This window comes from Nostoc sp. DedQUE04 (assembly GCF_034530995.1).
In the GTDB taxonomy this organism is placed as follows: domain Bacteria; phylum Cyanobacteriota; class Cyanobacteriia; order Cyanobacteriales; family Nostocaceae; genus Nostoc.
In genome coordinates this window covers 89519-103040 of the sequence record NZ_JAVRCA010000020.1, presented here as the reverse complement: position 1 = coordinate 103040, position 13522 = coordinate 89519, and the positions used below count along the sequence as shown (strand labels likewise).

Here is a 13522-nt window from a genome sequence, read left to right as displayed (position 1 = left end):
TCTCAATTTTTAGTTCAATCTGTTTTTTATATTATTAACGTGAAACGGGATTACAGAAAAGTTAAAAACCGTCCCCGATTAGAAGGAACGGTTAAGACAGTTTGTTGATGAACTAATTCAAGAGGTGGACAAACTTCCAATTTATGCGTTGGTTTGTTCAGAAATTAAGTTACAGTTCCAAACCCTGTCACACCGAAATCGGTTCTTCAATGTTTACCACCACGGCTTGTAGTTCCTTCGCTTTCTCTTCCGGTAAGGCATCATTGGCAAACATCCCCGCTGCGAGTTCAGTTCCCGCGAGATATTTCAGCCTTTCGCTTGTCCGGTATGGTGGAAAAAACTCGGCGTGTAAATGCGCTTCGGGATGAGCTAAACCGTCAGTTGGTGCTTGGAACCAAGCCATCAAGTAAGGAAACGGGCGATTCCACAAACCGTCATACTTGAGAGTGACAGTTTTTAAGGCTTTGGCAAGTCCCCAACGTTGCTGTGGGGTAAGATCCATAAAAGTGCCAACTGGTTCTTTTGGTGCAATCCAGACTTCATAGGGGTAACGAGCGCAAACTGGGACAAATGCGATCGCATACTCATCTTGATAAATAATCCGTCGATCGTCTGCAATTTCCTTCTGAATCAAGTCTTGCAGTAAACCACGCTGATGTTGTTCATAATACTCCTGCTGCATCGCCAGCATTCGCGCTGGAACAGGCGGTATAAAAGGATAGGCGTAAATTTGCCCGTGGGGATGGTGCAATGTTACACCCACCTCTACACCTTTATTTTCAAAGGGCAGCACGTATTGGATTTGGGGATTTAGTCCGAGTTCGCGGGTGCGATCGCCCCACACTGACAACAGCAAATCTAGATGATCCAACTGTAAGGAACTGAGAGAGGCGCGGGCATCTTGAGTAAAAACCACTACCTCACAGGCTCCATTAGCTGGTAACGTTTCCACGATCGTATCGGGTGGATTGTTGGCTGTCGGACTCATTGAGGGAAAGCGGTTATCAAACACTGCCACATCATACTTACCTTGTGGTAGTTCCGTTGGGAACTCAGGGTTAGTGGTAGGTGCGAGGGGATTGTATTCTGGAGGCGGCATGAATGTCCGCCCTTGACGGTGACTAGCATAAGCTACCCATTCGCCCCGCAAGGGGTGCCAGCGCAAGTGGGGATTAGCTTGCACTGGCTCATTACTAGGGCTAGGGGCTTCTAACTGACTAGTAATTGGGTAGCGACTGTATAATTTGAGTTTGCGTCCGTCGGGCTTTAACAGCTTGTGGGAGTACATAAACCTTGTCCTGAGAGGGTTGCTGCGCGGATTGCCTCAATGGGAAATTTCGGCGTGCGATCGCCGTACAATAAACCGTTAGCTTCTTGGAAGGTATCAGTTAATTGTGTGTAACAGAATCCGCTAAATAGCTCAATGTTATTAACGGTTTCCAAGAGAGCAGCATATTTCATTTCTAATTCGGAGATATTCGAGCAGTTTTCATATCCCCAAGCTTGATCGGCATTAGGTTCGTCAAGAGGGGCATAGGCGATACCACCAAACTCAGTTAACATCACTGGTTGTCCTTGATGGGGATAGTTATCCAAGGTGAGAATACGTCCCCCAGGACGGCTACGCTCAAATAGATCCGATACTTGAATATCCGGTCTGTAGCGATGGGCTAATCGTTCAGGGTGGCGTTCATAGTCGTGAATAGCGAGGATGTCGGTATCGGTACTTTCCCAACCATCGTTACCAATTACTGGGCGAGTCGGATCGAGAGTCTTAGTCAGATGATACATTGCCAATACGTAGTTACGATGAGCCGCCGTTTCAGTCAAATTTGGCACTCCCCAAGATTCATTAAACGGCACCCACGCCACAATACAAGGATGGCTAACATCTCGCTTGATAATTTCCGTCCATTCACGGGTCATCCGTTCCACAGCTTTCGGTGTGAAGCGGTAAGCGCTGGGCATCTCCTCCCATACTAACAACCCTAAAACGTCTGCCCAATATAAAAAGCGGGGGTCTTCAATTTTTTGGTGTTTGCGTACTCCGTTAAAACCCATAGCTTTTACGAGTTCTACATCACGTCGTAATGCTTCGTCATTAGGTGGAGTCATTAATGTCTCAGGCCAATAACCTTGGTCGAGAACTAACCTCAGATAGTAGGGGCGACCGTTGAGCATAAAGCGATCGCGCTGGACGCTGACAGTCCGCATCGCTGTATAAGATTGCACTTCATCTAACAGACGATCTTTATCCCATAGCTGAATTTGGGCATCGATCAGCGTCGGCTTTTCTGGACTCCACAGTAATTCATTGCGACAGTCGTCAATACCCGGATCGCTCAGAACAATGCGGCGGCTAATTTCCCCATTGAATACTTCATAGGTATCGCTTGCTAACAGGCGATCGCCAGCGCTGAGTTTAATTTTGATTTGTACATTTGAAGTAGGTAAATTGCCAGCCAGTCCAAGTTCAAACCCAATTTCCCAGCGTTCGCAGTCGGGAATCCAACGAAGATTACCGATATAAGCCTCACCTACGCGTTCCAGCCAGACTGTCTGCCAAATACCGCTTGTGCGAGGATACCAAATACTATGGGGTTTCAACTGCCAATCTTGTTTACCACGAGGTTTGGCGAGGTCGTGCGGATCGTCTTGCGCCCACACTGTTACCTTGGTTGTACCAGTGTCATTTAAAGCATGGGTTATATCGAGAGTGAAAGAGGTGTGTCCGCCTTCATGCTCGGCTATATATTTATCGTTTATCCACACACGAGCGCGATAGTCCACAGCACCAAAGTGTAACAGTAATCTGCCGTCCCCTGATGGTGTTTCAAATTCTCGCTCGTACCAGCAGTTTGGATGAAAACCGCGATCGTTAATCCCACTTTTGGTAGATTCGGGCGCATAAGGAACTTCTATATGATGACACCATTCGCTAAAATCGCTGGGTTCAACACATTTTCCTTGGTCATCAAATGCGAATTTCCACAGCCCATTTAAAGTTTGCCAGCGCGATCGCTTTAACAATGGTCGTGGGTGTGCTGCTGTTAAGTCCACAAAATTACTATCTGTTTTAGAGGTCAATTTAACCTCAGGATTCTCTAAATCTAACAACTTCATCAAATTTCCTCCCTATCCATAACTCAATCAACCCTTGCTATAGACTAAATCCAGACCCAAATATTGGGTTTCCAGATATAGCAAGAGTTTTGACCCGATCGTTCATCAATCGGTTCGAGCTAGTAGCATTATGTTTTTTCGTAGCCAATACTGATACCTTCCCCACTTACGTGATGAAGTATAACAATAAGTTTATATACCCCTAGCTCGTGACATTATGGCATATACATTACCAATCTTTGCCAGGTTATCTAAAAAAAAGCATTATATTTAGGTGCCTAATAACTATCATAAATCTGCCACACGAGAAAGTGGTTGTTATGAACATTTTATTTATATCAATTGTTTAAGTAAATTTTTTAAAATCATTTATTAGTCAATAAGCATTAGCAAACAAAAGATAAATACTTAAAATCAGGTTATATAAGAGAATAACGGAACCATTCGTTGAATATTGCTAAATAGAGAGCATTTTTGTCTGCCACCACGCCGATGATGAAGTTTAAGTAGGCGGGAGGCAGCTATGCTGGAAGTTTTATTAAGATCGGAGTAGCACCCTTCCTTAATAAGAGCCACAAAACAAGAAAATTTGGTGTTCTTGTCCTAAACCCCTGTTCCGTTTGGTCACGGCAGGAAACAGTGTTTCGACTCCCTTCCCTACGGGACGCTATGCGTAGCTTGCTTCCCCCGAAGGGTACGACTACCAAGAGGGGAGTTTTCCTCCAGCAAGAACTACACCAATTTTTACACCTGCTAAAATGCTGGCATTCGGTGCTGCCCACAAAATATGCCATGCTTCGGTTTTGCGGTTCGGCTCACTATAAAGGCGTTGAGCAATCTCGTCGTCGGGATGAAGGTGAATCGGTAGCCGACTCGAAGCACTAATGAACTTCTGTTCATATGGCGTACTAAGAATGTTCCTAATAACCTCGTGGCGTACAGGAATGCATTGTCTAGTATACCATCGCCTTGATACAAGCTTTTGCCTAATTCTTCACACATCTGTTATTTCATCAAACTCATTCTCGATTACGCCAATGGTGAGTCATAAGACTTTTTATGACTAAACAATACAAAGCACTTAGAATTTACTTTCACAAACACCTAACTATAGAAGTCTTTTTCATGCTGTGCTTATTGAAAAAACAGTTTAATTTAGATTCATGGTTAAACAACAAGTTCTGAACACAGCAAGCACAAAACCAAACAGCTAAGACTCTATTGAAAATAATAAATAGTCTTTATTTTCATCAAACTCTAAGCCACTAAATTCCAGTAAATATCGATTTAAATCGAAGATTTACATCTGTGCAAACCATAACTTAATCTGAACGAACTTGACCGCATTACAATCAACATCTAAAGGACAAAAAAAATGGCACTTTTCAATCTTGGTACACTCGGTAGCACTCCTGTTGTTAAGAATAACTTTGATTTAACTACATCCGATCCCACAGATGTCTTTCAGTTCAAAATTACCAGTGGCAAAAATATCAACCTTTCTCTGACAGACATTAGCGCGGGTGATGATGCCGACATCAGGCTGTTTCGAGATGCGAACAATAACGGCGTACTAGACGACTTCGACCGAAAAGTTGGAATTGTTTCCAATCGCGGAAGCAACCAAGATGAGGCGATTAACTTTAAAACTAGCTCAGGTACTTTTTTTGCGGAAGTATCTCGCTTTGCTCCAGGTAGTTCAGGAAATGTCAGTTACGATTTAGCCTTGTCTGCAACTGAACCTGCTGGAACTTTTCCGATTTCAGCTAGTTCTAGCAACCTTCTTCCCAAAGAATTTGTACTTGGTCACTTGTCAGGTAATACCACTCGTACAGGTAACGTCAATAACCAGAACACTACTGATGTTTATAGCTTCTCTTTGGGATTTCGTGAGAAAGTCGACATCAGATTGGAAGGATTAAGCAGCGATGCTGATATCCGGGTGATTCGAGACTCTAACAACAATCGCATCGTCGATGCAGGTGAGGTAATTGCCACTTCTAATAATGGAGGTATTACTTCAGAACTGATTTCCAACATTAACACTCCTGGCGACTACTTCTTGCAGGTAACTGAATTCACTGGCAACACTAACTATAATGTGTCTTTTAGCCAATTCTCTGTCCCTGCTTAAGTTTAGGCATTGGCAGTGGTGAATAGTAATTGAAAGCTTTGTACGGCAATGCTTTCAAGAGTATGCAAATGATGCAAGCGGCAGAGAATCATACCTGAACTTTGCCGCTTTTACTCCACACTCTAGACAAAAAAATTACATCAGGCTTAACTAAAACTAATCTTGCTTTAACCAAATAACTATTTACACCAAAAAAACAAAAAAATGACTAATTTCAATCTTGGTACTCTGTCTAGCACCCCTTCTCACTTTTCTTTTGAAACACCAGACCCTACTGATGTCTATCAGTTCCAAATCAGCAGTACCAGAAACGTTAACTTGTCTCTTAACGAGATTAGTGCTGGTGATGATTCCGATCTGAGACTTTTTCGAGACGTTAACAGTAACGGCATATTAGACGCGGCCGACCGAGCGAATGGATTGGTTGCAAGTTCACGCAATGGCAGCAACTTTGATGAATCAATTAATGTCAGAGCAAATGCAGGTACTTATTTTGCTGAAGTCTCTCGCTTTTCTGGTTCCGGCGCTGTGACTTACGATTTAGACTGGTCTGCAACGATACCCAATTCAACACTCGATTTCAACAATCTTTTGCCCAAGGAATTTGAACTTGGTGACTTATCAGGTGATATCGCGCGTACTGGTTTTATCAGTGACAACAATACCGCTGATGTTTACCATTTTTCTCTAGGAAGCTTTGAGGGTGTCAATATCACATTGAGCGGACTAAGCAATGATGCTGATATCCGACTAATTCGAGACTTTAATCGCAATGGCAGAGTTGAGGTAGGAGAGGAAATTGCCCGTTCTATTAACAGCGGTATTACCTCAGATATTATTTCCAATATTAAGGATGCTGGTGATTACTTTCTACAGGTCGATCAATTCAAAGGTAGCACTAATTACACTTTGAGTTTTGACCATTTCACCACCTCCGAAGCTTAAGTTTAAGCATCGAAAGTGGTGAATAGTACTTGAAAGTATTGTACGGCAATGCTTTCAAAGGTATGCAAATGATGCAAACGGCAGAGAGTTATACCTGAATACCGCTTCATTGCATAAATTATAGCTGCACTCATCAAATATTTCAACAAAATTGACGCTAAAGATTTAATCATAAGAAACCTCTGGTAACTCAGAGGTTTTTTTGGATCAATTTTATACAACAATTTTTTAGTGTTACCAAGGTTTGCCAAAGCGATCGCCTGAGGCAAGCTTTCGCCTACTTCTTTACATATCCCTTATTCGAGCAAACTCATTCTCAATTACGGCAACGGCGAATTATATGACTTTTTCTGACTAAATCATACAAAGCATTTGGAATCTACTTTAAAAAACACCTAACTATAGAAGTCTTTTTCATGCTGTGTTTATTCAATAAACAGTTTAATTTAGACTCATGGTTAAACAACAGGTTCTGAACGCGGCAAGCACAAAACCAAACAGCTAAGGCTCTCTTGAAAATAATAAATGTTCTTTATTTTCATCAAAATCTAAGCTTATAAAATCTAGTAAATGTCGATTTAAATCGGAATTTACATTTGTGCAAACCACAACTTAATCTGAATTTGACTAACACACAATCAATAATCTTAAGGAGAAAAAATGAGTACTGTAAACCTTGGTTCATTAGCTAGCACCCCTCGTCCTTTGAATGGCTTCTTAAATGCAGTTGAACCCACAGATGTCTTTAGGTTCTCAATCGACAGTACTAAAAACATCAACTTGTCTCTTAACAACATTAGCACTGGTGATGATGCCGACCTGAGACTGTTTCGTGATGTTAATGCTAACGGTATATTAGACGCTACTGACAGAATAAATGGATTTATTGAAAGTTCCACTAAGTTAGGCAACGTTGATGACGCGATTAACGTTAGAGCCAACGCAGGTACTTATTTTGCCGAAGTATCTCGCTTTGCTTCAGGTAGTTCGGGCGGTGTCAGTTACGATTTAGACTTGTCTGCGACTACATCCAATTCTACAGGCGGTTTCAGCAATCTTCTGCCGAAGGAATTTGTACTTGGTAATCTGTCAGGTGATGTCACCCGTTTTGGTAACGTCAGTAACAATAATACCGCAGATGTTTACAACTTCTCTTTGGGATTGTTTGAAGGTGTCAACATTCGCTTGAGTGGAATCAGCGCCAATGCCGATGTTGACATCCGACTAATTCGAGACTTGGACGGCGATCGCATCGTTGACGTTGGTGAGGAAGTTGCGCGTTCTACTGGAGGTTTAGGTCAGGCAGAGTTAATTTCTAATATTAGACAATCTGGTGACTACTTCTTGCAAGTCAATCAATTCTCTAACAGTAGTGCTTACACTGTGACGTTCGATCACTTCACTACCCCCGAAGCTTAAGTTTAGGCATTGGCAGTGGTGAGTAGTACTTGAAAGTTTTGTACAGCAATGCTTTCAAGAGTATGCAAATGATGCAAGCGGTACAAATCCATACCTGAATACCGCTTGCATGCATTTCTAAATATATCTTTGCACGGCTTAAATATTTGCATAAATATTATGAATAAAACATTACAACTAGGCGATGTCTACGATGGGCGTAGCGGCAGCGCTATCTTACCGCCAGAAATTATTCCCTTTTTAGCAAGTTACAATCTAATTCCGCAATTGTTATCTCAGAGCATTATTGAATTAGCGATCGCACCAATCATCTGCACACAAACCGAAATATCTCACGCTCTAGAGCAATTTTATCAGCTTTGGGATTTAAACAGCGAAGAAAAAATCCAAAATTGGTGTTTGCGTTATGGTTTAACTCAAGAACAATTAGAACTTTTCGCCACCCGGAAGCTGAGAGTCGAAAAGTTTAAGCAAATAACTTGGGGACATCAACTAGAATCTTATTTTCTCAAATACAAAAGACATTTTGATAAAGTCATTTATTCTTTAATTCGGACTAATAGTAGAGGAACTGCTAACGAGCTATTCTTCCGAATTACAGAAGGAGAACAATCATTTTCTGAGTTGGCGCGTGAATATTCTCAAGGGACAGAAGCTGATACAAATGGCATCATCGGCCCAGTAGAACTTGGTACTATAACTCCCAATTTTGCTCAGTTACTTTGCACAAGTCAAGTAGGTATAGTTCAAGCACCCGTACCCTTTGGAGACTCATGGATAATTATCCGTGTGGAAAAGTTTATCAGTGCCCAGTTGGACGATTTTATGCGCCAACGATTGCTGCAAGAGAATTTTGAAGCTTGGTTTCAACAGCAACTAAGTCAACTATCACCAGAAGAAAAAGCCTGGATGGGAATCAACAGCAAACCAGCACAGCCTCAAGAAGCGAAAGCTGCTTAAAAATTATTAAAATCGCGTGCAAGAGATGATGACAAATACAACCGTTGATATTCAAGAATATATTGCTGAACTATTTCCTTTCAATTATCTGTCACCAAATGTTTTAGAAAATTTGCTCGACAAGGTGCAATTTTGTCGTTATCGCATCGGGCAGGTAATAGTAACCAGAGAAGCTATGCCCAATTGGATTAGCATTATCTACCAAGGGCAAGCGCGTTTATTAACCTGCAATTCCCAAGGACAAAATCCGGCGACACTGAAGTTACTCTCTCAAGGAGAGGTTTTGGGTTGGGTAAGTTATATGCGGGGTATTGCTTGTGAAACTGCGATCGCTTCTACTGAAGTTATCGCGATTAATCTACCTATTGCTGGTTTTCTAACTTTACTCAAGCAGGAAGAGGCTTTTGTCCACGCCTTGCAAAATGAGATTACTCTTTTAGAAGTGCATGAACTGCTTACCGAAGAACTCAGCCGTCGCGCAGATGGTAGCAGAAATTTAGTTAAATTTGCCCAAGCTGCAACTGAAGTTGCGATTATCCAAACAATTCCTGCACGCAAAGTCTTTCAGCAGCAGTTAGATTCAGAATTTTTGTGGTTAGTCAGCAGTAATTTTGATGCTGAGTTCCCTGTGGGGAGTCGCTTAGAGTTAGATGAACTCAACCCCAAGCTGAAATTTAATACAAATATGCGTCTGGTGGGATTGCCCAAATCAATATTTAGAGAAAATCTCGCTTTTCCTACACCAAAAACACTCTTACCCGCCGAGATTCCCTACGCCTCAGAAATTACTGTCACAGAAGCACCAGCAGCTAAGGGTAAACAAAAGAAGTTTCCTTATATCAAAGGTAGAGGGCCCCTGGATGCAACACTAGCTTGCTTCCAAATGTTGAGCCAATACTTTAACATCTCCTGGCGCAGAGATACATTGCAACGGGTGTTGACAAAGCAGCACGAACAAAAAGGCGTTATATCTCTGCAATTTTGCGCTGCTGCTGCTGAGTTGATGGGGTTGACAACACAGATGGTAAAAGTTCCCGCTACCGCAGTCGGACGCTTGCAACTACCAGTGATGATTTCTTGGCAAGATAGTTTTGCAATTATTTACAAAAATAGCGATCAAGAGTTACTCATTGCCGTTCCAGAGATGGGACTACTGCGCTACAAATTACGAGACTTTGCAGAAAACTGGGGGGCTGAAGGAGAAGTCCTGCTGCTACAAACTACCAAAAATACTCCCAAGGCGCGGTTTAGTTTAAGTTGGTTTGTACCTTCGCTGCGGCGCTATCGCAAAGTATTAATTGAAGTGCTAATCGCTTCCATTGTTATTCAACTGTTTGGGCTGGTAAATCCCCTCGCCACACAGGTGATTATTGATAAAGTATTGGTTGGCAATAGTCCTGATACCCTGGAAGTTTTTGGCATCTTTTTGCTAGTAGTAGCAGTCATCGAAGCAATACTTACCAGTATCCGCACTCATTTATTTACAGATACTACTAACCGAATTGACCTCGCCCTTGGTTCTGAGGTGATTAATCATCTGTTGCGTCTGCCATTATCTTACTTTGAACGCCGTCCCGTGGGAGAATTGGCAACGCGAATTCACGAGTTGGAAAATATTCGCTCTTTCTTAACTGGTACAGCTTTAACTGTGGTGATGGATGCGGTATTTTCAGTGGTCTACATTGTAGTAATGGCGATTTACAGCCCGGTGTTGACCTTGGTAGCTTTGGCAACAGTACCGTTGTTTGGCTTACTCAACTTGATGGTATCACCTGTGATGCGGCGACAATTGCAAGAAAAAGCAGAATGCAATGCCGAGACGCAATCTTATTTAGTGGAAGTGATGGGGGGAATGCAGACAGTCAAGGCGCAAAATTTAGAAATGCGATCGCGTTGGCAATGGCAAGAACGCTATGCTCGTTACATCAGCGCAGGTTTCAAAACAGTTTCCACCCAAACTACTGCCGGTTCTGTTAGCAGTTTTCTCAACAAGTTTTCCAGTATGTTAGTGCTGTGGGTGGGAGCTTTTCTAGTTCTCAATCAGCATCTAACCTTGGGACAACTCATCGCTTTTCGCATCTTGGCTGGTTATGTTACTAGTCCGTTGTTACGCCTAATGCAACTTTGGCAGAACTTCCAAGAAACCGCTTTATCTCTGCAACGCCTTGCTGATATTTTAGATACTCCCCAAGAAGTAGAAATCGGTAACTGTCAAAATATTCTTATGCCCAGCGTTCAAGGTAGCGTCCGCTTTGAAAATCTCAGCTTCAGTTTCTCGGAACACGGGCCATTGCAACTGTGCAATATTAACTTAGATTTTCCGGCTGGCTCCTTTGTGGGAATTGTTGGTCAAAGCGGTTCCGGTAAAAGTACACTGCTAAAATTATTACCCAGACTTTACGAACCCAAGTCCGGCAAAATCTTGATTGATGGCTATGATATCAGCAAAGTAGAACTTTATTCTTTACGCCGTCAGATTGGTATGGTGTTACAAGATACCTTACTATTCGATGGCACCATCCGCGAAAACATTGCCTTGGGATATCCTGATGCTAGCGATGAAGAAATTATTACTGCTGCCAAAATAGCTTATGCCCACGACTTTATTATGTCTTTGCCCAGTGGCTATAACACCCGTGTGGGTGAGCGAGGTTCGGGACTGTCTGGGGGACAACGCCAACGAGTAGCGATCGCTCGTACTGTCCTGCAAAACCCGCAATTACTGATTCTTGATGAAGCTACCAGTGCCTTAGATTACAATGCCGAAGCCCAAGTTTGCCGTAACTTAGCGTCAGCTTTCCGAGAAAAAACAGTGTTTTTCATTACTCACCGCCTCAGCACAATTCGCAATGCCGATGTCATTCTCATGATGGATGGAGGTGCTGTGGTAGAACAGGGAACTCATGAAGAATTGATGGCGCTCAAAGGTTATTACTACTGTCTGTATCAGCAACAGGAAGCGAAAGTGTAGTCATTAGTCATTAGTCATTTGTCATTTGTCATTTGTCAGCAGTAAATACTATCGCTTCAACTTTAGATAATGAAATTTCAAGCTTAAAATTCGATACTTCAGCCTTTGAACTTGGAAGTTGCACCTTTTTACTGGAACGTTGAGCCTTTGAACTCGGAAGTTGCGCTTTTTTACTTGAACGTTGAGCCTTTGAACTCGGAAGTTGCACCTTTTTGCTGGAACGTTGAGCCTTTGAACTCGGAAGTTGCACCTTTTTGCTGGAACGTTGAGCCTTTGAACTCGAAAGTTGCACCTTTTTGCTTGAACGTTAAGCCTTTGAACTCGAAAGTTGCACCTTTTTACTTGAACGTTGAGCTTCTAAACTCGGAATTTTAACCTTAGCACTTCTAACTCTTGTACAGACGCGATGAATCGCGTCTCTCAGCACTCCCCAATGCCCAATCCCCCATTCCCCATTCCCCAATGAATATTCAATATAAATTCGATCAACCAGTACTTTTACAACAAACTCCTACTTGGTCAAGAGCGATCGCCTGGACTATTGTTGGAGTTAGTACCTTTGCAGTAATCTGGGCTTCGGTGTTCAAAATTGATGAATCAATTCATGCTACTGGCAAGCTAGAACCACAGGGTGCAGTCAAAGAAATTCAGGCTCCGGTTCATGGTGTTGTCAATCAGATTTTAGTCAAAGATGGTCAGCGAGTCAAAAAAGGTGAAACACTCGTTACCCTAGAAAAAACTACTTCGGAGGCGGAGTTAACTTCATTAAAACAAAGTCGGGCGGCTCAATTGCTGGCGAAACAGGCGCTAGAGCAAGAAAATGACTTCTATCGCCGCCAGATGCAAGGGAACATATCACTACAGGAAGTAGCACAGCAAACTGCTCTGTTGAAAATTAAACCAGAACTGGCCTTCTTGACCAAAAGCCGAGCCGCGATTATTGCCGAAAACCAGTTGTACCGGACACAATTAAATGGTGCGACTGCTGGAAATAGTCTCACAACAGAGCAACAGTTACGCTTGCGAAATCGCCAAATAGAATTGGAATCGCGTTTAGCCACAGCTAATTTAGAAACGGGACAGACGCAACAGCAATTTTTCCAAACTCAAGCGGAATTAACTAGCGCTAAAGAGTTGCTGACAATTAATCAACAAATTCTCCACAAGTTTGAACCTCTAGCGCAGCAGGGGGCGATTTCGCAGGTGCAATATTTGAAACAACAGCAGGATGTCAGCAGCAAACAAGCAGAAGTGATTCGACTGAATCGGGAACAGCAGCGATTACAATTAGCGATCGCACAGTCAAATCAAAAACTTCGCAATACTGCGGCTGTGTCTCAAGAAGATTTACTAGCCAAAATTACAGATAATGACAAAAACATTGCCGGAATTGACAGCCAATTAACCAAGGTAATTGTAGATAATCAGAAACGCCTCTATGAAATTAATAGTCAGATTGGAGAAATTAATAGTAAGTTAATTCAGGCAGAACAAACTCTGAAATATCAGAAAATTACCGCACCTGTAGATGGTACTGTCTTTGAACTTAAAGCTAAAACAGCAGGATTTGTAGTTAATTCCAGCGAACCGCTTCTGAAACTTGTTCCTAGTGGTAACTTGGTTGCTAACGTCTACATCACCAATCGCGACATCGGCTTTGTCCAAGAAGGGCAACAAGTCGATGTGAGAATTGATTCCTTTCCCTTCCAAGAGTATGGTGATATCAAAGGCGAACTAGTTGAGATTGGCTCTGATGCCTTACCTCCAGACCAAGTTTATAATTTCTGGCGTTTTTCCGCAAAAGTCCGCTTACATGGGCAGAAGTTACTGATTAATCAGCGTCAAATTCCTTTGCAATCAGGGATGTCCATTAATGCTAATGTGAAATTACGTCAGCGCACCATTATGAGTATCTTCACTGATTTCTTAGTGCAAAAGACTGAAAGCTTAAAGTCTCTGCGCTAAATCAA

General features: G+C 42.4%; 11 protein-coding genes. 7 read left to right on the top strand and 4 right to left on the bottom strand.

The window, feature by feature from the left end:
• Positions 1-187 precede the first annotated feature (187 nt).
• Together galT and RM049_RS16325 are read right to left on the bottom strand one after the other, a co-directional pair.
• The gene (gene galT / locus RM049_RS16330; protein ID WP_322704927.1) at positions 188-1288 is read right to left on the bottom strand and encodes a galactose-1-phosphate uridylyltransferase; all 1101 of its coding nucleotides are present in this window, start codon (positions 1286-1288) and stop codon (positions 188-190) included.
• Positions 1267-3123 carry a glycoside hydrolase family 2 protein gene (locus tag RM049_RS16325; RefSeq protein WP_322704926.1) on the bottom strand — a complete coding sequence of 619 codons (1857 nt, stop codon included), beginning with the start codon at positions 3121-3123 and terminating at the stop codon, positions 1267-1269. Before RM049_RS16325 ends, galT begins: the two co-directional genes overlap by 22 nt.
• A 639-nt stretch (positions 3124-3762) precedes the next feature.
• Between RM049_RS16325 and RM049_RS16320 the strand changes: the two genes are divergently transcribed.
• From RM049_RS16320 to RM049_RS16310, 3 genes are all read left to right on the top strand, one after another.
• Positions 3763-4008, top strand: coding sequence for a hypothetical protein (locus RM049_RS16320; RefSeq protein ID WP_322704925.1), 246 nt, complete (start codon positions 3763-3765; stop codon positions 4006-4008).
• Positions 4009-4498: 490 nt separating this feature from the next.
• Positions 4499-5257, top strand: coding sequence for a PPC domain-containing protein (locus RM049_RS16315; protein WP_322704924.1), 759 nt, complete (start codon positions 4499-4501; stop codon positions 5255-5257).
• A 204-nt stretch (positions 5258-5461) separates the two neighbouring features.
• Positions 5462-6202 (top strand): PPC domain-containing protein, encoded by a 741-nt coding sequence (locus RM049_RS16310; RefSeq protein WP_322704923.1) that lies wholly within the window; start codon positions 5462-5464, stop codon positions 6200-6202.
• Between the two features lie 2 nt (positions 6203-6204).
• On the opposite strand, the gene RM049_RS16305 is transcribed toward RM049_RS16310, so the two are convergent.
• Complete coding sequence (locus RM049_RS16305; protein ID WP_322704922.1) at positions 6205-6375, bottom strand: hypothetical protein; 171 nt, start codon at positions 6373-6375, stop codon at positions 6205-6207.
• Between the two features lie 487 nt (positions 6376-6862).
• Between RM049_RS16305 and RM049_RS16300 the strand changes: the two genes are divergently transcribed.
• From RM049_RS16300 to RM049_RS16290, 3 genes are all read left to right on the top strand, one after another.
• A complete protein-coding gene (locus tag RM049_RS16300; protein ID WP_322704921.1) occupies positions 6863-7621 on the top strand; it encodes a pre-peptidase C-terminal domain-containing protein in 759 nt (252 codons plus the stop codon).
• 159 nt (positions 7622-7780) lie between these two features.
• Positions 7781-8581, top strand: coding sequence for a peptidylprolyl isomerase (locus tag RM049_RS16295; protein ID WP_322704920.1), 801 nt, complete (start codon positions 7781-7783; stop codon positions 8579-8581).
• A 25-nt stretch (positions 8582-8606) separates the two neighbouring features.
• Complete coding sequence (locus RM049_RS16290; protein WP_416212641.1) at positions 8607-11552, top strand: peptidase domain-containing ABC transporter; 2946 nt, start codon at positions 8607-8609, stop codon at positions 11550-11552.
• Positions 11553-11580: 28 nt separating this feature from the next.
• Here RM049_RS16290 and RM049_RS16285 read toward each other — a convergent pair whose 3' ends face one another.
• Positions 11581-11844, bottom strand: a complete 264-nt coding sequence (locus RM049_RS16285; RefSeq protein ID WP_322704919.1) for a hypothetical protein — start codon at positions 11842-11844, stop codon at positions 11581-11583.
• Positions 11845-11945: 101 nt separating this feature from the next.
• On the opposite strand from RM049_RS16285, the gene RM049_RS16280 reads away from it, so the two are divergent.
• Entirely contained in the window at positions 11946-13517 is a 1572-nt protein-coding gene (locus RM049_RS16280) for an HlyD family efflux transporter periplasmic adaptor subunit (protein WP_322704918.1), read from the top strand.
• Positions 13518-13522 lie beyond the last annotated feature (5 nt).